The following is a 22,654-nucleotide window of genomic DNA, read 5'->3' as shown; positions in this document are numbered from 1 at the left end:
AAAATGGATTCTTGGGCGAGGGTCGGCGAGCGGCCATTGCGCAGCAGCGGGCTGGCACCACAGCAAGATCGACAACAAGAGCAATGCGCGGCCCATGTGAAGGTCCATATCGTGTCGGAAGGGTCGAACGCTGCTAGAGCGCCATGCGGGCCTGAAGTTGTTCACGGTGACTGGTGAAGTCAGCTTGAGCCTTGCGGATCATGTCCAATCGGGTGACCTCCAGCAGATCATCAACGACGCGCTTTAGATGGCCCCGCATGGCCTCGCGCGCTCGGTGCGGCTGGCGCGACGCCAAAGCCTCGACGATGGCGCGGTGCTCGCTCGCCCTTGGCGCGACGCCGCCGCTATGGGCTTGGGCGAACATGTGAGCGCAAAGCGGCGAGCCTTCGCGCACATTCCACAGCATCTCTACTGTAGAGACGATCAGCGAGTTCGCCGTGGCCCGCGCGATGGCCAGATGAAAGCGGCGGTCCGCGTCAAAGGCCTCAGAGGTCCTATCCGAGCGCTCCATCTGCTCGACCATCGTGTAGAGCTCGGAAAGCTGAGATGGGTCTATCGACTGGGCCGCGAGCGCCGCAGCTTCGCCCTCGAACAGAATCCTGGCCTCCATGAGTTCGAACGCCCCGACGTCTAGATCCGGGCCGGCCTGAGGAGGCTCGGCGCCGGCTGCGTTCACGTAGATTCCCGAACCTTGCCGTGCGCCAACCAAGCCGCGGATCTCCAGCGCGATCATCGCTTCTCGGATCGTCGGCCGACTGACTCCGAACTCATCGGCCAGATCGCGCTCGGCCGGCAGACGTGAGCCGGGACCATAGCGGCCTTCAGCGATCGCCTTTGCGATCTGAGAGGCGATCTGCTGATAGAGCTTGGCGCCGGTCCGGGGCGCGGTCGGCGGGCCTTCGTTGCGCGCGGACGTCTTCATGAGACCCCTCTTGGCATCAGTTGAACCAGTCCAGCGGGATCGCTTCACCCATCACCGCCTCGCCGACTCCATCAGGGTGGAGGTTGTCACCCCGCTGCAAGGCCGGGTTGAGGCGCTTTGGGTTGGTCGGGTCGGCCATGACCTTCTCCATGTCGAAGACGCCGTCGAAGGAGCCTGAGGTTCGGATCCAGTCGTTGACCTGCATCCGCAGCGCCTCGCCGGCCGCCGTGTAGTAGTTGGCGCCTTCAAATGGCAGGATGGTTAGAGCCATGACCTTCACGCCACGCTCGTGCGCACGGGCGATCAGTTGTTCGTAGCCGGAGATGAGCTGCTCGGCTGTGGTGACCGGTCCTTTGGAGCCGTCTGGGCGCACGCGGCCCGATTGGCCGATGTCGTTTATGCCTTCGAGCACGATCACGTGGCTGACCCCAGTCTGGCTGAGGACATCGCGCGTGAACCGATCAATGGCGGTCGGGCCAGATCCGCCGGCCAGCAGGCGGTTGCCGCTGATCGCTTGGGTCACGACCACGTGCGGTTTGCCCGCCGCGGCCAGTCTGCGGCCCAATAGGTCGCCCCATCGGCAGATCGGCGTCGCATCGTTGGCGCAGCCGGTATTGTCGGTGATCGAGTTGCCGTAAGCGACGACAACAGGGCGGGCCGGTCCGGCCACCTCGACAGAGGCGAGCAGCGGGCGATTGTCAGAGCGAGCGACTGGCTCGAACGGCGTGGCCGTGAAATCGCCGGGAGCCGAGATCGCCGTCTTTGCGCCGCCGGCTCCATGGACCGTATTTAGGGCGGTTCGTTCTGGGAGGAACAAAGATACCTCGACAAGGTCAAAGGCCCGCACCGCTAGAGGGACGGCGTCACTGACTCCGCCGCCCTCGAGCGGGAGGACGCTCGTTGGTGCGCCGTTGAATGTCACCGGAACCGACGGGCCATCAGCGATGCGCACGCTTGCCGCGCCGATCTTGAGGGGCAGCCCAAACTCATTCGAGAGCCGGAGCCGCAAACTGTCGCCGCTCGCTGCGATGCGGACTGTGAAGCGGATCGTCGCGTTCTCCACGAGGACCTGCCCTCGTCCGGCGGCGGCCCACATGCTGGCTGTCCACGCGGGCGTCCATACGGTCGGCGTCGGCGTCGGCGCGGCTGCGGCGGTTCCTAGGAGCAGGGCAGAGCACGCAGTCCTAATAATGAGGCCCAAGGCGGGGTTCCTCGATGCTCTCAAAACGTCCCTCCCAGGCTTCGAACTCGCCCGACCAATATCAAACTTGTCAGGCCATTTAAATATGATAAATAGGCTTCATAAGAAAGCAGGGTTTGCTGGACGCACCCTTGCAGAAACGGGGGAGAAACAGCGTGATTTTGAAGTCTTACCTGCTCATCGGCGCCTCGGGATTGGCCCTGCTGATGGCGCCCCAGATGGCGTCGGCGCAGAGCGCATCGGCCTCGGCGGCCGCCCAAGACGAGCCGCAGGCCGTCGAAGAGATCGTCGTCCAGGGTTTTCGCGCCAGTTTGGAAACAAGCCAGGCGATCAAGCAAAACTCCGACGAGATGATCGATTCGATCGTCGCCGAAGACATTGGCAAACTGCCGGATGTCACGGGCGCCGAGTCCCTGGCCCGCGTGCCTGGCGTGTCGGTGGAGCGCTCAGGCGGCGAGGCGGCGAGCGTGCGCGTGCGCGGCCTGCCTGATCTGACCACCACCTATAACGGTCGCGAGATCTTCACAGCGGAAGGCCGGTCGGTCGCCCTTCAGGACTTCCCGTCCGGCACCATCGCTCGCTTCGACGTCTATAAGACCGGTGCGGCGAACCTCATTGAAGGCGGCATCGCAGGTCTGATCGATGTGCGCTCACGCAAGCCCTTCGACTTCAAGGGCGCCCGGGTGGCCGGCGGCGTGACCGGGCTGCATTGGCGCCAATCGGACCGCACCGGCTTTGACGCCAACCTGCTGCTGAGCAACCGCTGGGATACGTCGATCGGCGAGATCGGCGTGCTCGTCGAAGGCTTCTACACCGACAACAACTTCGCCGATCCGGGGCGGGTCAACAACCAGACGATCCAGTTGCGGCCAGCCACGGCGACCTTCCCGGGGGCGCGTTATCCGGCCGTCGTCACATTCGAGTATCCCAGCGCGACCCGTTGGCGTCCCGCCGGGCAGGCCGCCGTCCAGTGGCGCCCGAACGAAGCGCTCGAGCTCTACGGCGACTTTCTCTATCAGGGCTTCCGCGGCCGCGGCCGCTCACGGGCGCTGCAAGTCCAGGCGGGCTCCGCGGCGACGATCTCCGACGTGACCTATTGTGAGGGCAGCAGCACGCTGATCTGCGAGATGACCGCCACGGGCGGCAATCCGGTCGGCGCCTATCAGGTCGGCCAATGGTCGGGGACCAACACCTACCAGGGCGGCGGCGGCTTCATCTGGAAGGCGGGGCAGGCGAGGATCAAGGGGGATGTCGCCTACACCGACAGCACCTTCACCTCGACCAATTTCCAGATGAACACCCAGACCAACCAGACCGGCACCCGGATCTTCAACTTTGACGATCAGGACGGCGGCGGAGGCGGTAGCGCCCAGGTTCTCGGGATCAATCTCCTCGACCGCGAGGCATGGCGGATGACGGGATACGCCGAGAACGGCAGCCAGGCCCACGGCACGAGCCTGCAAGGGAGGCTCGACGCCGACATCCCGCTCGAGCTTTCGATTTTCGACATGCTGCAGGTCGGCGTTCGCTACAGCGACCGTGACGCGGAAGTCGAAAACTACAACACCGGCAATATCAACGCCCCGGCGGGCACGCCGGCGCAGTTGGCGGCCCTGCAATTTGCCAACCTGCCGCTGGAGTTCCGCAATGTCCCGGCGGGCTTCAAGGGCGACGACAGCAACCATCCCACCACTTGGCTGTCGGCCACGCGTGAGAGCGTCATCCAGTATATGGACCTGATCCGCACGCTGTCGGGCCGCGCCACGGGCATGCCGCTCCGGGTCCCGCAGTACACCTCCAATGAAGAATCCTACGCAGCCTATGCGCAGGTCCACTACGGGTTCGACCTCGGTTCAGTGCCCGTGGACGGCCAGATCGGCCTTCGCGCAGTGCGCACCAAGACGAGCCTGGATGGCACCGTGACCGTGGGCACGACGACGCCCACGCCTTATTCGCGCTCTAACGAGTACGACGACTTCCTGCCCAACGTCAGCGCCCGCTTCAAGCTGACGCCGGAACTGCAGGCGCGTCTGAGCTTCACTAAGACGCGCACCCGACCCAGCTTTGGGCAGCTCAATCCAACCTTGACCATCGGCGCCACGACCAACTGCACCGATCCGAGCAACCCGGCGACCTGCTTCAGGACCGCCACCGGCGGCAACCCGGACCTGCAGCCCATCGAGTCCAACAACTACGATGCTTCGCTGGAGTACTATTTCTCGCGTTCCGGCTCCGCCACAATCCAGGTGTTCCGCCGCGATGTGGATGGCTTCATCAACAACCGCACGCGAATCATCAACGATCCCGAGCTTGGACCTTTGAACATCAACAGCCCGGAGAACGGCCAGAAGGGCCGGATCCAGGGCGTGGAGGTCGGCTTCCGCACCTTCCTGCGCACCGACTTCCTGCCCAGCTGGACCAACAATCTGGGCGTGCTTGGCAACTACACCTATCTGGACCACGGCTCGGAACTCTCCCAGGCCGTCGCTGCGACGCTGCCGGGGCAGCAGCCGATCACCAACACCTCCAAGCACCTGGCCAACGCCTCGGTGTTCTACGAGGACAAGAAGGTCTCGCTGCGCGCCTCCTACAACTATCGTTCGTGGTTCCAGACCTATGCCGCGGTGACCGACCCGGCCGTGACAGGAACCCAGCCCACTCTGCCCATGCGCGAAGAGGGCCGTGGCGTGGTCGACCTTTCGGGGTCGTTCAACCCGACCCCGCAGGTCAGCGTGTTCTTCAACGTCGCCAACGCCCTGGGCAATCCGGCTCGCAACGCCCGCCAGTTCAACGTGCAGGGCGATAGCTACCCTTGGCAGGTGCGCTACCTGGAGTCGGTTTACCGCATGGGACTGCGCTTCCGTTACTGATCTTCGCCTACCCTGCGACAGGCGCAACTGGGCCGCACGGCATGCCGTGCGGCCCTCTTTGTTTGTGCGGGACTGGGACGACTGCGGCTCAAACGAAAGGGGAGGGCGACCGGGTCGCCCTCCCCTTGATGTGCGGTCCTTGCGGGTGCCTACTTCGCCGCGGCGGGGCCTTCGGGGAAGGCGGCGACGATGGCGTCGTACTCCTTGCGGGTGATCTCGATCATCGAGCCGTGGCGGGTGCCGGCCGGCATGTGGAAGCGGTTCCACCGCTCCACGCCGCTGTTGCCCTGCAGCTGATACCAGGGCCCCTGCAGCCTGGGGGCCTTGGAGACCCCGTAGCTCTGGCCAGCGTACTGCTCGTAGTACATCAGCCAGTCCTTGCCGCTGGGCGAGCGGATCAGGGTCGGCGCTTCGCGGAAGTTGGGGCTGATCGGCGGTCCAGGCATCGGATAGGGGCCGAGCAAGGATGGCGCGCAGCTGACGCGCACCGTCTTGCCGCTGGTCCAGTTGTAGGAGGGGTAGCGCTCGTCCTTGACGACCGCGCAATAGCCTTCGCCCTTGTCGCCGGGTGTGATGAAGGTGTCGATCGTGGCGATGTCCCAATCGAACAGCAGCTTGGGCGGTCCCTCGAAGGTCTTCAGGTCGCTCGACAGCACGTAGAGGGTGCGCTGGCTCGCCCACAGGCGCTCTGGGTCCTCAACCACATGCGGCACGTTCGGCGTGTGCCAGGTCAGCAGGAACTTGCCGGACGGCTTGTCGTAGAACAGCTTGGGCGCGCCCAGAAGCGGCAGGGGATTGGGATGGCCGACGACCTGCGACAGGTCGGGCTCATAGGTGCCGTAGGGGGTCCAGGTGATGAGATCCCTGGAGCTCCAGAAGCGGATCAGGCGGTCGCTGTCGCTGTTGTTGCCCACCAGAATGTAGAGCCCGTCCGGCATGCGCGCGATGGACGGGTGGCCGTGATAGGCGTCGGGCGAGATCGTCGGCTTGCCGCCGTTCAGCCGGCGCCAATGAAGGCCGTCGACGCTGACGGAGTAGTACATCACGCCATACTTCTCGCTGGTCATGTGAGCGAGCAGATAGGCCTTGGCCGGATCGACATAGGGGATCACCGGGGCGCCGGGCGGCGTCTCCACGGGACCCTTCTGCGCTGACGTTTGCGCCATGTTCTGGGCGGGCGCCTGCGCCATGGCGGCGCTTCCCAGCAAGGCGACGGCGGCGAGGCCGCTGAGCAAGGCGTGTCTGAGCGCCATTTCGTTTCCCCTCATTTTTCAGCCGCCCGGCAGGCGTTGCTACGATTGCGGCTAGATTGGTATGATAAATGTTATTAGAGTGAGGATAACGAGACAAGGAGGATCGCATGGGAAGCGCAAAAGGCTTGCAGCGCAGGGCTTTGGTCGGAGGCGCGCTCGCCGCTGGCCTGTTGGCGGCGCCCAGGGTCTCTCTGGCGCGGGCGCCGGCGCCCAAGGAAGCCAAGCTCTTCACCAAGTATTCCGACACCAGCCGGATCGGCCAGCCCTACGCCAAGGACCCCTCGGTGGTCCGCTTCGGCGGGCGGTTCCTGATGTACTATTCGATCCCGCCGGCCCGCGATAACAAGCAGGGCGCAGACGGCTTCCCGACCGGCTGGGCCATCGGCATCGCTCAGAGCCGCGACCTGCGCAAATGGTCCAAGGTCGGCGAGGTGCTCCCGGTCCAGGAGGTCGAGCGCAACGGCATCGCCGCCCCTGGCGCCATCGTCATCGGCGGCAAGGTCCACCTGTTCTACCAGACCTATGGCAACGGCCGGCGCGATGCGATCTGTCACGCGGTGTCCGGCGATGGGCTGACCTTCGACCGTGATCCGGGCAATCCGGTGTTCAGGCCGACCGATGCGGCATGGAGCGCCGGCCGGGCGATCGACGCCGAGGCGTTCGTCCATGGCGACCGGCTGCTGCTCTACTACGCCACGCGCGATCCGGAGATGAAGGTCCAGAAGATCGGCGTGGCGGCAGCGCCGCTGAACTCCAAGTTCACCGCCGGCGACTTCACCAATCTCAGCAAGGACGGCCCGGCGCTGGAGCCGCAGCTCGACTGGGAGCGAAAGTGCATCGAGGCGCCGAGCATCATCCGGCGCGGCGACAAGCTCTATATGTTCTACGCAGGCGGCTACAATAACGAGCCGCAGCAGGTGGGCGTCGCTGTCAGCACCGACGGCGTGAACTGGAAGCGCGTTTCCGACCGGCCGCTGCTGGCCGACGGACCGCCCGGAAGCTGGAACGACTCCGAGTCCGGCCACCCCTGCATCTTCGAGTACCGCGGCCGCACCCTGCTGTTCTTCCAGGGCAACCCGGACCGCGGGAAGACCTGGACGCTGGCCGCCACCGAGATCGGCTGGGGCAAGACCGGCCCGTACCTGAAATAGCGCCCGGGCCGGCGACAAACATAAGAGACTAGAGAGAGGGAAAGCAGGATGGCGATCGTCCGTATTCTGGCCGCGCTGAGCGTCGCGGCGGCGGCTCCGGCCCTGGCGCCTGCGCATGCGCTGGCGCAGCAGGCGGCCCCGGCCGCCGGCTTCGACCTGGTCGTGGGCGGCGTCGCCCCGACGATCTTCATCAGCCAGGGCGACGCCCCGGTGGTCGAGATCGCCGCCCGCGCCTTCGCCGGCGACGTGGAGCGGGTCTCGGGCGTGCGGCCCAAGGTCTCGACGCAGGCTCCTGAGGGACGTCTGGCCATCTTCGCGGGCACCATCGGCGGCTCGCCGCTGATCGACCGCCTGGTCGCCGAAAAGCGCATCGTGGTCGACAAGGTGGCCGGTCAGAGCGAGGCCTACACGATCGCGGTGATCGACAATCCGGCGCCGGGCGTCTCGCGCGCCCTGGTGGTGGCGGGGGCTGACCGGCGCGGAACCGCGTACGGCGTCTTCAAGCTTTCGGAACAGATCGGCGTGTCGCCCTGGGTGTGGTGGGCCGACGCTGCGCCGACCCGCAAGTCGCACCTCACTCTGAGCCCCGACACGATCGTACAGGGCTCGCCGTCCGTGCGTTATCGCGGCATCTTCATCAATGACGAGGACTGGTCGCTGCGCCCCTGGGCGGCCAAGAACGATCCCACCGGCGATGTGGGGCCCGAGACTCACGCCAAGATCTTCGAGCTGCTGCTGCGCCTGCGCGCCAACTTCCTGTGGCCGGCGATGCACAAGGTCACGGCGGCCTTCAACCAGGTGCAGGGCAACGCCGAGATGGCCGATCGCTACGCGATCGTCATGGGCGCCAGCCACGCCGAGCCGATGCTGCGCAACAACGTAGCCGAATGGAATTTCGACGCCCGCGGCGAGTACAATTATCACAAGAATGGGCCGCAGGTTCTCGACTACTGGCGCGAGCGTGTGAAGCTCAACCACAGGTTCGAGAACGTCTATACGGTCGGCATGCGCGGCATCCACGACAGCGCGGTCGAGGCTGGCCGCGGGGTCGATGGGGTCAAGCTGCTGGAGCAGGTGGTTTCCGACCAGCGCGGCCTGCTGCGTGACGTGGGCAAGGATCCCGCGACCGTTCCTCAGGTCTTCGTGCCCTACAAAGAAGTGCTCGACGTCTATCGCAAGGGCATGAAGGTGCCCGACGACGTGACGCTGGGCTGGGTCGACGACAACTATGGCTACATCCGCCAGCTCTCGACCAAGGCCGAACAGAAGCGCTCCGGCGGGGGCGGCGTCTACTACCACATCTCCTACTGGGGCGTGCCCAACGACTACCTGTGGCTCGACACCACGCCGCCGGCCCTGATCGGCGAGGAGATGGGCAAGGCCTACGCCACCAATGCGCGGCGGGTCTGGGTGGTCAATGTCGGCGACATCAAGCCGGGCGAGCGGGGAATGAACTACTTCCTCGACCTGGCCTATGACTACGAGGGCACCGCCAAGCTGGGCCAGCGGGGCTGGCTGAAGAGCTGGGCGGCCGAGACCTTCGAGCCGGAACAGGCCGACGCCATCGCCGGGCTGATGGACGATTATTACCGCCTCAACTTCGCGCGCAAGCCCGAGCACATGGGCTTCAATGACGGTGAGACGACGCCGCGCACGACCCCGTTCTCGCCGGTCGCCTATGGCGACGAGGCCGGCCGCCGCATCGCCGAGTTCCGCGCCTTGGACGAGCGGGCCGAGAAGATCGCCGCCGCCCTGCCCAAGGAAAAGCGCGACGGCTTCTATCACCTGGTGCAGTACCCGGTGCGCGGGGCGGCGATGACCAACATCAAGATCCTCAGCGCCGACCGCAGCTTCCTCTACGCGCACCAGGGTCGCGCAAGCGCCAACCTGCACGCGGACGCCGCCATCGAGGCGTTCCAGCGGACCAAGCAGGCGACCGAGCTCTACAACGCGACGGGCGACGGCAAATGGGCCAAGTTCATGGACGACGCCCCGCGCTTCCAGTCGGTCTTCTATGTACCGCCGGTGGGCCGCGTGACGCCTTCGGCGACGCCGGCGCTCGGCGTGGCGGTTGAAGGCTCAGTTGACGCCTGGTCTGCCCGCCCGGCCAAGGCCGATCAGCCCATCGACTACGCCCTTCGCGCCAGCCGCTGGCATAACGGCCCGGCGCCGGACCGTCTGCCGACCTTCGAGCGGGCGACGGACGGACGCCATTACATCGACGCCTTCAACACCGGCGCCGGCAAGCTCGACATCGACGCCAAGGCCTCGACGCCCTGGATCAAAATCGAGAAGGAAACTCAGCTCGGCGGCGACCAGCGCCTCTGGGTGTCGATCGACTGGCGCAAGCTGAAGGCCAACGAGACGGCCGAAGGCGCGGTCACCATTTCGGCAGCCGGCGAGAGCCGCACGATCAAGGTCGCCGCGCGCAACGTCGCGGCGCCGACCGGGACGCTGGTGGAGGATGGCGGCATCGTCGCGTTCAGCGGCGGCCGCTATACCTCTCTGGCGGGAAGCGGGTGGAGCCGGGCCGCGGAGCTCGGGCGATCGGGCAACGCGCTGATGAGCGATGTGAACCTGCCGAGCGCTGTTGATCCGGCCAAGGCGCCCTATGCCGAATACCGCTTCCGCAGCACCAGCAACGGCAAGGCCAAGCTGCACGCGACCCTGCTGCCCAGCTTCGCGCTAAGCGGCGAACACAAGCTGCGCTACGGTGTCTCGATCAACGGCGGCCCGATCCAGGTGGTCGACGCCGAGGCCAAGAGGGACTGGAGCGACGGGGTGCAGCGCAACGCGATCACCACGACTACTGAGTGGCAGATCGCCAAGAGCGGCGAACAGACGCTGCGGATCTATGCGCTCGATCCCGGCGTCGTGGTCAACTCGCTGGTGGTCGACTTCGGAGGTCTGGCCAAGGCCTATCTGGCGCCGCCCGAAACCATCGCCCGGTAGCGAGCGGCCATGGATTTCACCCGTCGCGCATGGCTTGCAGGCGCCGCCGCCGTTGGGGCGACGGCGGGCCTTCCCGCCTTGGCGGCGCCGGTGGAGCGGTTCGCGATCTGGCCCGGCCCGCCGCCCGGCGGCGAAGGGCTCAGCGTGCGCGACGAGGTGGTCAAGCGCTCGCCGGACGGACCGGCGGACGACATCGCCTGGCCGCACATCGCCACGCCCATGCTCAACGTCGTGCCGGCCCAGCAGCCCAACGGCGGCGCGATCCTTCTGATCCCCGGCGGCGGCTATGCCCGCGTGGCCGTGGGACGTGAGGGATCAGGCATCGCCTGGGCCTTCGCGGCGCGGGGCTATACCGTGTTCGAGCTGCTCTATCGCCTGCCGCGCGACGGCTGGGCGGCGGGACCGGACGTGCCGCTGCAGGACGCGCAGCGCGCCATGCGCCTCATCCGCGCTGGAGCGGGCAAATGGGGGATCGATCCGGCGAGGGTGGCGGCCATCGGCTTCTCGGCTGGGGGGCATCTGACCGCGCGGCTCGCCAGCCGTTCCGATCTGAAGACCTATGACCCCGTGGACGCCGCCGACGCTCAGCCCACGCGCCCAACGGTCGTGGGCCTGTTCTTCCCCGTCATCACCATGACCGAGCCCGCGGCGCACGCCCATTCCAAGAGCGAGCTGCTGCGCGGGGACATATCCCCGGAGCGGGTGACCAGGTTCTCCGCCGAGAATGACCTTCCAGCTGACATGCCGCCGACGTTCGTCGCGCACGCGGCGAACGATCCGGTGGTCAGCCCCGTCAACAGCCTGATGATGTTCGCCGCCCTGCAGGCCGCGAAGATTCCGTCGGAGCTGCATATCTTCGAGAAGGGCGGCCACGGCCTACCCTTGAAAGAGGCGGGCAGGGATCACCCCTGGCCCGGCCTGTTCGAGCGCTTTGCTCGCAATCACGGGATGCAGGCCCCCGCCTAGTGGTCCCGGGCATCCCCGACGCGGGGGACCCCTATCGAGGAAGGCTCGCCGATATCGATCGGGACCAGACCGAACCGCATGCGCCACGGGGCGGTCGGGTCATTGCCGAACATCGTGTACCAGTAGCGCCCCTCTTTATCCTTGAACGCCGTGCCATGGCCGCCGTGCGGCGCGCCCATGCGGCGCTGGCTATAAGGGCCAAGCAACGAGGTCGAGGTCCCATACATCATGTCGTAGGTGCCGTGGGTGCGCAGCGGCCCGTGCCATTCCGCCCCGGTCAGGAAGTAGACGCCGTCCACCTTGATGAGGCCGTTTCCCTCGTAACCCACATGGTCGCCATCGACATCGACCAGCTGGCGAACCGGTCCATCGAAGCCGTCGCGTTTGGCGTTCAGCCTGGCGATGCTGCCGCCGCCCCAGAGGAAGTAGAGGCCGTCCTCATCCTCGAACGGGAAGCCGTCGACGCCCTTGACCAGATAGCTGCCGCAGACATTCTCGTACGGCCCCTCGGCCTTGCCGCTCTTTGAGCGGTAGAGCCAGGTCTTGGCGCCGACGCCGCGCTCCATGACCGACAGGGCCAGGTAGTAGGTCCTGTCACGCTCGACCCACCTGATCTCAGGCGCCCACAGTTCGGCGATGTTGGCGCCGAAGTCGTATCCCATGCCCTCCCAGCGCCAGATGAAGCCGACCTCGTCCCATTGCCTGAGGTCGGCCGAGCGCCAAAGCTTCACCCCGCCGTCGGGCCGGTGGTAGCCGTAGCCGTCCAGCGTGCCGACCAGATAGTAGAAGCCGTCGCCGCCAAGGGTCACTGAAGGGTCCCGCATGGTCTCGGTGGTGACCAGCGGCTTGCGAGCGGCGACCGCGCTGTCCTCGGTGATCGCCGAGGCGGCCTGACGCAGGCGGCCGTCGGGCGCGCGCTCCAGCGCAACGAGGCCGACCTGCTCGCAGAACAGGGCGAAGTTGTCCTCGCACCGTGGATTGTAGGCGGCGGCCAGTCTGCCGTCGTCGAGCCGGACCAACGATCCGCGCCCGGCGTGGGGGACGGCCAGGGCGCGCAGCGTGAACGGGCCGTAGGGCGTTGGCGCCTCGGCGACGAACAGGTCCTCGGCAGCGGTCCGCAGGCGGCCGGTCACCTCGCTGGCGGCCAGGACGTAGCGGTCGCCGTCACGGGCCATCGTCGCGCCGCGCGTCCCGACGTGGGTGCGCGCCGGCCAGTCTTTGCCCGGCGGCGGATGATTGGCGAACAGCGCCGGGTCCGGCTTGAGGAAGCGAGGCGTCTCCGCCAGTTTCCGGAAGCCAGGCTGCAGCCGCGCGATCATTCCGCCGCCCCAGACCAGATAGCCCTCGCCGCCCTTGTCCACGAACAACGAAACATCGGCTGCATCCTCGACCAAACAGGGCGAGGCGGTGAACGCGCCACCGGGGGTCGCGGCGCCGCCCACAGCGATGCGCGCGCAGCCGGTCTTGTCCGAGAAGGCGAGGTAGAGCTTGTCGCCGGCCACGGTCACCGACGGCGCCAGATAGCGTTCGGAGATGTCGCCTGGCGTTATGTCGTCGCCTGAGATCTTGGCCGGGCCGATCCGTGACTATGCCGCGCCGTCCCGCGACGTCCACAGCTCGACCCCATGCCGCGTCCCGATGCGCAGGGAGGTTCCGGTCAGGATCCATCCGCCGTCAGGCAGGCGCGCGATGGAGGCGTCGCCGATCGGCCGCTCGCTGAAGATCGGTTTGACCGGCCTGGCGTCGACGGCCGGCATGACGGTGGCGTTCCCGTCCATCGACGGGTGGTCGGCGAAGATGTCGTCGGCCACCGCCTTCTTCATCGGAACTTGCGAGGGCGGCGTTTGCGCGGCGGTGGCGGCCAGGGCCAGGCTGGAGAGCAGGGCGGCCAGGGTCATGCTTGTCATTTCCCTTGCAGGGCTCGGAAGTCGTCGATCCAGGCGTAGTTGAACGCGGCGGAGCCGTCGGGATTCCTGGCGACCGTCGTCGGCGCATAGACGCTGTTGAGCAGCCACGGCGCCGTGTTGGGTCCGAAGTTCCGGCCCATCGATGCGCCTTGCTTGAAGCCATAGGTGGCGACGGCAAGGCGGCCGCTGTCCCGGAAGATCCGCATCTGGTCGCGCAGGTAGTGCTTGCGGGTCTCGAACCACGGGCTCAGCCGCAGAAACTCATCCCACTTGGCCTTCGGGTAGGGCGCTTCGAGCGCGGCCCGGATGACCTGCCAGTTCCGCGTATCGCGCGGCAGGCCGTACTGGTCGGCGAAGGCGGCCGGGATCGGCTCTCTCAGGTGCTGCTGCCACCAGCGGACGATGGAGAACTCGGTGGCGATGAAGGTCTGGTCGGGACGCATGCGCGGCACGACGTAGTCGACGAAGACCTTCGAGCCTTCGATGCTGGGCAGATGCGGGTGGATGTCGACACCGGCGATCTGCGGCGTTGTCCTGACGAACGTCATCCAGCGCTCGGTGGAGGCGGTGCGGTTCTCCGCCAGGTCGATGCGGTTCAGGGCGCCCATGTAGAGGCGTGTCCGGCAGTCGGCGGGGCAGTAAAGCCGCCTGTAACGGATCGCCCGTTCCGCCAGCGCCTCGTAGTAGGCGTTGAGGTCCAGGTCGCGATCTTCGCGCCGGCTCTCGATGTAGGGCTCGTTGCCGATCACCAGCATGTCGACCTTGCCCATCACCAGGGGCAGGGTCTCATCCAGCCAGCGCAGCTCTTGTCGCATCTCCGGGCTGCCCGGCTTGGGGAAGTCCTGCCGGTTGCGCGGGAACTTGAGCGACAGGATCGTGCCGTAGCCTCGCTGGCCCGCCGCCAGGATGGTCCGCACGGCGCCGTGCGCGGCGGCCGGGGTCTGATCCAGCTGCGGCATGGTCAGGAACAGGCGCACCCAATGGGCGTCCGCCTTTTCCAGGTCGCGGTAGTCAACGTCCTCGTAGTGCTCGTTGTAGTTGGCGCCGAGCGCGGCCTGCGCCCTGCCGGATGCGGGCAGCAAACTCGCCGCCGCGCACAGCGCGATCATCCACGCGCGTATCCTGTTTTGGCCCCTTGCCGCCGCCGTCATTTGGCGTTGGCCAGTCGGCGCATCGGCAGGGGCTTGGGCTGGGCGTCGAGATAGCGCTCTAGCTCGGCGCGCACCTTGGGCAGGGCGTCCGACATGTTGCGGGTCTCGCCAGGGTCGGCCTGCAGGTCATAGAGCTCGTAGATCTGCTGCCCGCCCGCGTCGGGGACCCAGCGCACAAGCCGGTATCGCTCGGTGCGGATCGCCTGGCCGATCCGGCCGGGGCGATTGTAGGCGTGATAGGCGTAAGGCCTCAGCACGCGCGCCGGATCGCGCAAGGCGGCGGTCAGGTCGACGCCGTCGATGGGCTGCATCCCCTTCGGCAGCTTCAGGCCCGCCAGGTTCACCAAGGTTGGATAGACGTTGACCGTCTCGGCGATCTGCGCCGGGGCCTGCCCCGCACGCCCCGCGCCGGGCCCAGCGATAATCAGGGGCTGGCGCACCGCCTGCTCGAAATTGGTGTGCTTGGTCCAGATCCCGTGGTCGCCCAGGTGCCAGCCGTGATCACCCCATAGGACGACGATGGTGTCCTTGGCCAACCCTTCGCGATCAAGCGCGTCGAGCACCTTGCCGATCTGCGCGTCGACATAGGTCACCCCGGCGTAATAGCCGTGGATCAGCTTGCGCTTGAGGTCCTGCGGATAGTTCGCCGCGTCGCCCTTTGGCGGCACCGGCGTATAGGCGGTGATCTCGCCGCCGACCTTGCCGGCGAGGGCCGGCGCGCCATCGGGCAGGCGTTCGAACTCCGGCATTGGCAGCTTGGCCGGGTCGTACATATCCCAGTAGCGCTTGGGCACCGAGAACGGCAGGTGCGGGCGCGCGAAACCTACGGCCAGGAAGAACGGCTCGCCGGAGCTCTTGAGCTCGCCCAGCCGCTTGGCGGCGCGGGCGGCGGTGCGGCCGTCCGCATAGGCGTCGTCGGCGACGTCGGGACTTTCCCACGCCGCGCCGCGGCCCAGTGTGGCGGCGTAGCGCCACACGTCGCCCTCCACCGGAACCTCGTTGAACAGCGCCTCTTCCCGGGTCGGCTTTCCCCCGGTGCTGGCCTGTTCGAGATACTCGACGACGTGGTCCTTGACCGGCGGGGCGGACCAGCTGGCCGGATCGTCATGGGTGTTGTGGCCGACGTGGAAGACCTTGCCGTAGCTCTCGGCGACGTAGCCCTGGTTCTTGAACAGCTGCGGCAGTGTGACGGCGTTGGGGATGTAGTCGCGCAGATCCATCCCGAACTCGTAGATGCCGCTGGAGGTCGAGCGCCGGCTGGTCATCAGGTTGATGCGGCTCGGGGCGCAGACCGCCTGGTTGGCGTAAGCGTGCTCGAACCGGCTGCCGCGCGCCGCCAGTCTGTCGATATTCGGGCTGATCGCGGTAGAGTCGCCGAAGGACCGCAGCGTCGGCTTCAGGTCATCGATCATGATGAGCAGGACGTTGGGCCGCTTGGGGGCGGCGATGGCGGCTGACGGCGCGACGCCCATCAGCGCGGTCGCCGCCAGAAGGCTCAAGGTCCGTTTGGCGATGGATGATAGGCGCATGATCGATGCTCGAATGACGTTGCTTATAAATCATATAATTTATAAGCGAGGCAAATGGCGCTGTCCGCTGACGGGGATAGCGTAGCGTCCTGGGAGGAATGATCGATGAAACGTCTGCTGCTTCTCGCCGGCGCGAGCCTGATGCTCTGCGCCGCGTCTGTCGCCGACGCGCGCGACATGTGGACCAAGGAGCAGGCCGCCACCTGGTACGCCAGGCAGCCCTGGATGGTCGGCGCCAACTATAACAACCGCAGCGCCATCAATCAGTTCGAGATGTGGCAGGCCGATACGTTCAATCCGGGCGAGATCGACCAGGAGCTCGGCTGGGCGTCCGCCATGGGCATGAACATCATGCGCGTCTACCTGCACAACATGCTTTGGGAGGAGGATGCGCCCGGACTCAAGCGGCGCATGGAGACCTTCCTGCAGATCGCCGACAAGCACGACATCCGCATCATGTTCGTCCTGTTCGACAGCTGCTGGGACCCGGACCCGAGGTCCGGCCCGCAGCGGCCGCCGATCCCGGGGATTCACAATTCGGGCTGGGCTCAGGCGCCCGGCGCGGCGCGCCTCGCCGACAAGAGCCAGTACGGCAAGCTGGAAGCCTATGTGAAGGACATCGTCGGCCACTTCGCCAAGGATAAGCGCATCGCGGTCTGGGACGTGTGGAACGAGCCTAACAACAGCGGCGGCAGCATGGGCTTCTATAAGGCGACGCCCAACAAGAAGGAGCTGGTCGCCGGCCTGCTCGGCCCGGTGTTCGAATGGGCGCGCAGCGCCGAGCCGACCCAGCCCCTGACCAGCGGCCTTTGGGTCGGCAATGACTGGGACAAGCCTGAGAAGCTGGATGCGGTGGAGAAGATCCAGATCGCCCAGTCGGACGTGATGAGTTTCCACGACTATGGTTGGCCCGAACAGTTCGAGCGGCGGGCCAAACAGATGATGAGCTATGGACGCCCGGTCCTGGCCACCGAGTACATGGCCCGCGGCAACGGCTCGACCTTCGACGGCTCGCTGCCCCTGGGCAAGAAGTACAAGATCGCGATGATCAATTGGGGCTTCGTCGATGGTAAGTCCCAGACGCGCATGCCGTGGGACAGCTGGAAGAAGCCCTACACCTTCGACGAGCCGACCCTGTGGTTCCACGAGGTCCTGCGCGCCGACGGCAAGCCCTATCGCCCGGCCGAGGTCGAGCTGATCAAGCGTTTGACCAGCGAGGCCAACGGCCCTCGGCGATGAAGGCGCTCGGGGAACAGCGCTTCGAAAGGATGATCCGCATTCAGGGCGGCGCATTCCTGATGGGATCGGAGCGCAATTACCCCGAAGAGGCGCCGACACGTCGCGTGAAGGTGGACAAGTTCTGGATCGACCAGGGGCCGGTGACCAACGCGCAGTTCGCCGCCTTCGTGGCGGACACGGGTTATCGCACCTTCGCCGAACTGGCGCCTGATCCGGCCCACTACCCCGACCTTGATCCAGCGATGGCGATCCCGGGCTCCGCCGTCTTTCAGCCGACGGATGGGCCGGTTGAGCTGGACGACCACACCCAGTGGTGGGCCTTCACGCCGGGCGCCGACTGGCGGCATCCAGCCGGGCCGGACAGCGACATCTTCGACCTCGACGACCACCCCGTGGTGCAGGTCGCCTATGCCGACGCCCTGGCCTACGCCAAGTGGGCGGGCAAGACCCTGCCGACCGAAGCCGAATGGGAGTTCGCCGCGCGGGGCGGGCTGGAGGGCCGTGAGTTCGCCTGGGGTGACGAACTGGCGCCGGATGGCGCCATGCTGGCCAACTACTGGCAAGGCCGGTTTCCCTTCGCCAGCCAGAAGGCGGATGGAGGCTACCGCACGACGTCGGTCGGCGCCTTCCCCGCCAACGGCTACGGTCTGCACGACATGATCGGAAATGTCTGGGAGTGGACGCGCGACTGGTACGGCGCGCCCAAGGGCGCTCCTACCAAGGCTTGCTGCGCCATCGACAATCCGCGCGGCGCCCAGCAGCGCGAGAGCCTCGATCCGGACGACCCCCAGCGTACCGGGCGCAAGGTGATCAAGGGCGGATCACACCTATGCGCGCCCAACTACTGCCGGCGCTACCGGCCCGCCGCGCGCCACCCGCAGGCGATCGACAGCCCCACCAGCCATATCGGCTTTCGCTGCGTTGTCCGTGCCTGAGGTGTTTATCAAGGATCTTAATGAGAGCTTTGATAACGTTAGAATTAAGCTCAGTGCTAACGTTAGCACTCGCTATCTTGCGATATTAAGTTGAACTTAATGACCGTGATGGGCATTATGTGCCCGCTGATGGCGATGAAAAACAGCGCCCTGCCTCTCTCGGGAGGTTCCGCGGCTCGCGGAGGTAAGAGGTTTTCGCGCAATGGCCCTCCCTTCGGGGAGGGCTATTATTTTGGCCGCTTAATCGGTTTTCCCGCGGCGGTATTTCCGATGACCGTGGCGAAGGTCACCTGCGGCAAACGCATGTTTAGCGTCGGCTTATGATGAGCGCTGCGTACATCGACGATGACGTGAAGCCCTGGCGTGCGAGCTTTGATGGCGTTGAAGTAGATAGCGTACGGCCCATCTAATCCGGGGATCGTTGCTGGAATAACCCACGGCGTCTGGTTATTAAATCTAACCTTCCCGACAGAAGCGTTGCGGATCAGCTGTTCCAAATGCTGAGAATGGCCGTACCGGATCGGGCAAAAAGCTCTCGCTTCACTTCCCTCCTGATGTTTGTGGTCGGGCGCGTCGGTGTCACACCACTCTCTTGTAAAGGTGTGACAAGTAAACGTAACCCGCACGTTGTATGTCGGACTGCCGGGCGCCTTTGGCGTGACCTGCATCGTGAACGGATCAAGATGGCAAAGGTCGTATTCGACGCCGCCAAAGGTTCTCTTCCCCCAACTCACGATCACCGCCCAAACGCCTGCGCGTCCTTCAAGGCGATCGCGCTTTAAGGTTGCGTTTCTAAACGCAAATCGTCGTCAACGAAAGTTCACGGAGCAATGTCTGTGGCAAGCGTTGGCCGCAAATAGCGCCTTCAGAACGCGAACGGGGCGGCCTCCTCGCGCTGACCGACCAGGAAGGCGTCGGCGACCAGTTGCATGGGCCGCAGATCGGCGTCGATCTCGCGCTGTCGGACAAGCTGCGCAAAGCGGCGATAGAGGCGGAGGTATTCCCGGTTGGGTCCGCAGAGCGGCGCTGCGCCCGGCAATTCCAGGCGGCCGCCGCCGTTGCGCAGGCGCAGTTGGCCGACGACCGTGTCGACCTCGATGTCCCAAGTCTGTTCGCCGATCTGGAGGAAGTCGAACTGCGCATCCACCGGAGCGTCGCCTGACTGCAGGGTGATCGTCGCCGCGATCGGCGAGATGCGGTTCTTAGGAATCGACAGGACGGCGCCCGTGACGACCAGCGGCTCGGGCAGGATGCGCGTGGCGATCGACAGGGCGTTGATGCCCGGGTCGAACACGCCGAACCCGCCCGCCGCCAGGATCCAGTCCTGCCCCGGATGCCAATGGCGGATGTCTTCCTTCCACCGGATGCGCACGGCTTCGATGCGCTTGCCCGCAAGCCACTGATGGGCGGCGTCCACCTCGGCGGCTTCGCGTGAATGCCAGGTGGCGAACAGGGCGAGGCCCTTCTCGCGGGCGAGCTGGCGCAGGGTCTCGGCCTCGGAGATGGTCGCGGCCGGCGGCTTCTCCAGCATCAGGTGCTTGCCGGCCTGCAGCACGGTCATCGCCTGCTCGAAGCGTCCCTCCGGGGGCGTGCACAGCGACACCGCCTCGATCTCCGGTCGGGCGGCAAGCATTTCCGCGACCGAGGCGTGGCCCTCGATTCCATCGACCCGGCTATGCGGGCTGGCGGTGGCGCACAGCTCGAACGCGTCGCTTTCGGCCAAGGCCGGAAGGTGCTGATCACGGGCGATCTTGCCGACGCCGACGATGCCGATTTTGACCTTGCTCATCACCTGCTCATTTATACGATATATATGGTTCCTATCCGCCCTGAACTCCATTATCAATGCGGATCTGAAGTCGGCGATCGGCAGGACCGGCAAGGGATCGGCCGTGAATGAAGGGTGGCGCAGTTGGACCAACGGAGTAACGGACCGCGAGGCTTGAGGTCGCGCGCATGGTTCGACAATCCGGAAAATCCGGACATGACCGCCCTCTATGTCGAGCGGTATCTGAACTACGGCATCAGCCTGGAAGAGCTTCAGTCGGGGCGGCCGCTTATCGGCATCGCCCAGACCGGCAGCGATCTTGTGCCCTGCAACCGCCACCACATCGAACTGGCCAAGCGCGTCCGTGAAGGCATCCGCGACGCCGGCGGGATCGCCATCGAGTTTCCGGTCCACCCGATCCAGGAAACCGGCAAGCGTCCGACCGCGGGTCTGGACCGCAACCTGTCCTATCTGAGCTTGGTGGAGTCGCTCTACGGCTACCCGATGGATGGGGTCGTGCTGACGATCGGCTGCGACAAGACCACGCCCGCGGCGCTGATGGCCGCCGCGACGGTGAACATCCCGGCGATCGCGCTGTCGGTCGGACCGATGCTTAACGGCTGGCATAAGGGCCAGCGCACGGGCTCGGGCACGATCGTCTGGCGCGCCCGCGAGATGCTGGCGGCGGGAGAAATCGACTACAAGGGCTTCGTCGAGCTCGTCGCCTCCTCGGCGCCGTCCACCGGCTGGTGCAACACCATGGGCACGGCCACCACAATGAACTCGCTGTGCGAGGCGCTTGGCATGTCGCTGCCCGGCTCGGCGGCGATCCCGGCGCCCTATCGCGACCGGCAGGAGAACGCCTTCCATACCGGCGTACAGATCGTCGAGATGGTCAGGGCCGACCGCAAGCCGTCCGACATCATGACCCGCGAGGCGTTTCTGAACGCCATCCGGGTCAACTCGGCCATCGGCGGGTCGACCAACGCGCCGATCCACCTGAACGCCATCGCCCGCCATGTGGGCGTCGAGCTCAGCCTGGCCGATTGGGAGGCTCACGGCGCCGACGTCCCCCTGGTGGTCAACCTGCAGCCGGCGGGCGCCTATCTAGGCGAGGATTTCTATCGCGCCGGCGGCGTGCCGGCGGTGATGGGCCAGCTGTTGCGCGCAGGTCTGCTGGAGGGCGATGTTGCGACCGCCAACGGCAAGACCGTCGCCGACAATGTCGGTGAAGCCGACACGCTAGACGCCGACGTGATCCGGCCCCTGAGCGATCCGCTGAAGCCGGCCGCCGGTCTCACTGTCCTGTCGGGCAACCTGTTCGACAGCGCGGTGATGAAGCTCAGCGTCATCTCGCCGGAGTTCCGCGCGCGCTATCTCGACAACCCTGACGACCCGGACGCCTTCGAGGGCACGGCCATCGTCTTCGACGGGCCGGAGGATTATCACGCACGTATCGATGATCCCGCCTTGGGTGCTGACGAGCGCTCCATCCTCATCATGCGCGGCGCAGGGCCGATCGGTTATCCGGGCGGCGCCGAGGTCGTGAACATGCGCCCGCCCGCCAGGCTGATCCAGGCCGGCGTGACCGCCTTGCCGTGCCTGGGCGACGGCCGCCAGTCAGGGACGAGCGGCAGCCCGTCGATCCTCAACGCCGCGCCCGAGGCGGCCGTGGGCGGCGGCCTGTCGTTGGTGCGCACGGGCGACCGCATCCGTATCGATCTGGTCAAGCGCAGCGCCGACATGCTGGTCACGCCCGAGGAGCTGGCGCGCCGCCGTGAAGAGCTGGCGGCGAGCCTCAACTATGTCCCCGCCTCGCAGACGCCCTGGCAAGAGATCCACCGCCAGGTGACAGGTCAGTTCGACGGCGGCGCGGTGATCGAACTGGCGGTCAAATACCAGCGCATCGCCCAAACCCAGGGGTTGCCGCGGGACAGCCACTGATGAGCGAGGTGCGCGTCATCCAGCGCGACTGTCGCGACCGGTTGGGGGAGGGGCCGCTGTGGTCCGCCCGCGAGAACGCGCTCTTCTGGGTCGACATTCTCGAGCACCGCATCAACCGCCTGTCACTGGCGAACGACGGCGTCATCAGCTTCGCGCAGCCAAACTACGCCGCCTGGGTCATCGAGCGTGAGCGGGGCGGCTTCGTCGCCGGGATCGGCCTCGACATCGTCCTGCTCGACCTGCCGTCCAACACCCGCACGACCATCGGATCGGTGGACGCTAGCGTTGTCGGTAACCGCCTGAATGACGCCAAGGCCGACCGCCTGGGACGGATCTGGGCGGGGACCATGCCGGCGACCTGCGACCGGCCCTCGGGCGCGTTCTACCGGATCGATCCCGACCATTTCATCGTGCATGCCGATAGTCCCTATACGATCGCCAATGGGCCCGCGATCGATCCTGAAGGGCGGTTCCTGCTGCACACCGACACCGCCCTGGGCGTCATCTTCCGCTTCGACATCAACGACGACGGCAGCTTGGGCGAGCGCCGTCCGTTCATCATCTTCGATCCGCAATGGGGCAATCCCGACGGCATGACGTTCGACGCCGACGGCGGGCTTTGGGTGGCCTGCTGGGGGGCGAGCTGCGTGACGCGCTTCACGCCGGATGGCGAGCGCGAACGCTCGATCATGCTGCCGGCCAGCCAGATCACCAGTTGCGCCTTCGCCGGTCCCGCGCTTGATCGGATGTTCGTCACCTCCGCCAGCGACGGCGTGGACGAGCCCCTGGGCGGAGCATTGTTCGAGGTCGATCCCGGCTGCCGCGGCCGGCGACCGCAAATGTATGGCGGCTGATAGGGAGAGCCC

At 66.2% G+C, this 22,654-nt stretch carries 17 protein-coding genes; 8 read left to right on the top strand and 9 right to left on the bottom strand.

Annotated features, from left to right (window positions below; translation table 11 throughout):
- Window positions 1–133: 133 nt before the first annotated feature.
- Entirely contained in the window at window positions 134–970 is an 837-nt protein-coding gene (locus tag ABOZ73_RS08630) for a FadR/GntR family transcriptional regulator (protein ID WP_369062338.1), read from the bottom strand.
- A complete protein-coding gene (locus ABOZ73_RS08625) occupies window positions 939–2,018 on the bottom strand; it encodes an SGNH/GDSL hydrolase family protein (RefSeq protein WP_369062337.1) in 1,080 nt (359 codons plus the stop codon). Before ABOZ73_RS08625 ends, ABOZ73_RS08630 begins: the two co-directional genes overlap by 32 nt.
- Window positions 2,019–2,278: 260 nt before the next feature.
- Here ABOZ73_RS08625 and ABOZ73_RS08620 point away from each other — a divergent pair, with 260 nt between their 5' ends.
- Window positions 2,279–4,993, top strand: coding sequence for a TonB-dependent receptor (locus ABOZ73_RS08620; RefSeq protein ID WP_369062336.1), 2,715 nt, complete (start codon window positions 2,279–2,281; stop codon window positions 4,991–4,993).
- A 149-nt stretch (window positions 4,994–5,142) separates the two neighbouring features.
- Here the strand turns inward: ABOZ73_RS08620 and ABOZ73_RS08615 are convergent, their stop codons facing one another.
- Window positions 5,143–6,246: a family 43 glycosylhydrolase gene (locus tag ABOZ73_RS08615; protein ID WP_369062335.1), complete on the bottom strand. Its 1,104-nt coding sequence runs from the start codon at window positions 6,244–6,246 to the stop codon at window positions 5,143–5,145.
- 107 nt (window positions 6,247–6,353) lie between these two features.
- On the opposite strand from ABOZ73_RS08615, the gene ABOZ73_RS08610 reads away from it, so the two are divergent.
- Genes ABOZ73_RS08610 through ABOZ73_RS08600 form a run of 3 tightly spaced genes read left to right on the top strand, consistent with a single transcriptional unit; the run spans window position 6,354 to window position 11,315 of the window.
- Window positions 6,354–7,397: a family 43 glycosylhydrolase gene (locus ABOZ73_RS08610; RefSeq protein ID WP_369062334.1), complete on the top strand. Its 1,044-nt coding sequence runs from the start codon at window positions 6,354–6,356 to the stop codon at window positions 7,395–7,397.
- 48 nt (window positions 7,398–7,445) lie between these two features.
- Complete coding sequence (locus tag ABOZ73_RS08605; RefSeq protein ID WP_369062333.1) at window positions 7,446–10,349, top strand: glycosyl hydrolase 115 family protein; 2,904 nt, start codon at window positions 7,446–7,448, stop codon at window positions 10,347–10,349.
- Window positions 10,350–10,358: 9 nt separating this feature from the next.
- Complete coding sequence (locus ABOZ73_RS08600; RefSeq protein ID WP_369062332.1) at window positions 10,359–11,315, top strand: alpha/beta hydrolase; 957 nt, start codon at window positions 10,359–10,361, stop codon at window positions 11,313–11,315.
- Here the strand turns inward: ABOZ73_RS08600 and ABOZ73_RS08595 are convergent.
- From ABOZ73_RS08595 to ABOZ73_RS08580, 4 genes are all read right to left on the bottom strand, one after another.
- On the bottom strand, window positions 11,312–12,823 hold the full coding sequence (locus tag ABOZ73_RS08595; RefSeq protein WP_369062331.1) for a family 43 glycosylhydrolase: 1,512 nt from the start codon (window positions 12,821–12,823) through the stop codon (window positions 11,312–11,314). The two genes, ABOZ73_RS08600 and ABOZ73_RS08595, sit on opposite strands and share 4 nt — an antisense overlap.
- Window positions 12,824–12,901: 78 nt before the next feature.
- Window positions 12,902–13,213, bottom strand: a complete 312-nt coding sequence (locus ABOZ73_RS08590; protein WP_369062330.1) for a hypothetical protein — start codon at window positions 13,211–13,213, stop codon at window positions 12,902–12,904.
- 5 nt (window positions 13,214–13,218) lie between these two features.
- Window positions 13,219–14,331, bottom strand: coding sequence for a hypothetical protein (locus ABOZ73_RS08585; RefSeq protein WP_369062329.1), 1,113 nt, complete (start codon window positions 14,329–14,331; stop codon window positions 13,219–13,221).
- A gap of 38 nt (window positions 14,332–14,369) precedes the next feature.
- On the bottom strand, window positions 14,370–15,902 hold the full coding sequence (locus ABOZ73_RS08580) for a sulfatase (protein ID WP_369062328.1): 1,533 nt from the start codon (window positions 15,900–15,902) through the stop codon (window positions 14,370–14,372).
- Between the two features lie 105 nt (window positions 15,903–16,007).
- Between ABOZ73_RS08580 and ABOZ73_RS08575 the strand changes: the two genes are divergently transcribed.
- Both ABOZ73_RS08575 and ABOZ73_RS08570 read left to right on the top strand, forming a co-directional pair.
- A complete protein-coding gene (locus ABOZ73_RS08575) occupies window positions 16,008–17,141 on the top strand; it encodes a cellulase family glycosylhydrolase (protein ID WP_369062327.1) in 1,134 nt (377 codons plus the stop codon).
- Window positions 17,142–17,170: 29 nt separating this feature from the next.
- Entirely contained in the window at window positions 17,171–18,076 is a 906-nt protein-coding gene (locus ABOZ73_RS08570; protein WP_369062326.1) for a formylglycine-generating enzyme family protein, read from the top strand.
- Window positions 18,077–18,303: 227 nt separating this feature from the next.
- Here ABOZ73_RS08570 and ABOZ73_RS08565 read toward each other — a convergent pair whose 3' ends face one another.
- Window positions 18,304–18,816 carry a hypothetical protein gene (locus ABOZ73_RS08565; protein ID WP_369062325.1) on the bottom strand — a complete coding sequence of 171 codons (513 nt, stop codon included), beginning with the start codon at window positions 18,814–18,816 and terminating at the stop codon, window positions 18,304–18,306.
- A 125-nt stretch (window positions 18,817–18,941) separates the two neighbouring features.
- On the bottom strand, window positions 18,942–19,865 hold the full coding sequence (locus ABOZ73_RS08560; RefSeq protein ID WP_369062324.1) for a Gfo/Idh/MocA family protein: 924 nt from the start codon (window positions 19,863–19,865) through the stop codon (window positions 18,942–18,944).
- 195 nt (window positions 19,866–20,060) lie between these two features.
- On the opposite strand from ABOZ73_RS08560, the gene ABOZ73_RS08555 reads away from it, so the two are divergent.
- Both ABOZ73_RS08555 and ABOZ73_RS08550 read left to right on the top strand, forming a co-directional pair.
- Window positions 20,061–21,788, top strand: coding sequence for an IlvD/Edd family dehydratase (locus ABOZ73_RS08555; RefSeq protein WP_369062509.1), 1,728 nt, complete (start codon window positions 20,061–20,063; stop codon window positions 21,786–21,788).
- On the top strand, window positions 21,788–22,642 hold the full coding sequence (locus tag ABOZ73_RS08550; protein WP_369062323.1) for an SMP-30/gluconolactonase/LRE family protein: 855 nt from the start codon (window positions 21,788–21,790) through the stop codon (window positions 22,640–22,642). The genes ABOZ73_RS08555 and ABOZ73_RS08550 overlap by 1 nt, the downstream gene beginning before the upstream one ends.
- Window positions 22,643–22,654: the final 12 nt, after the last annotated feature.

This window comes from Caulobacter sp. 73W (assembly GCF_041021955.1).
GTDB lineage: Bacteria > Pseudomonadota > Alphaproteobacteria > Caulobacterales > Caulobacteraceae > Caulobacter.
The sequence above is the reverse complement of the archived record's forward strand: the minus strand, read 5'-3'. Positions and strand labels throughout refer to the sequence as shown.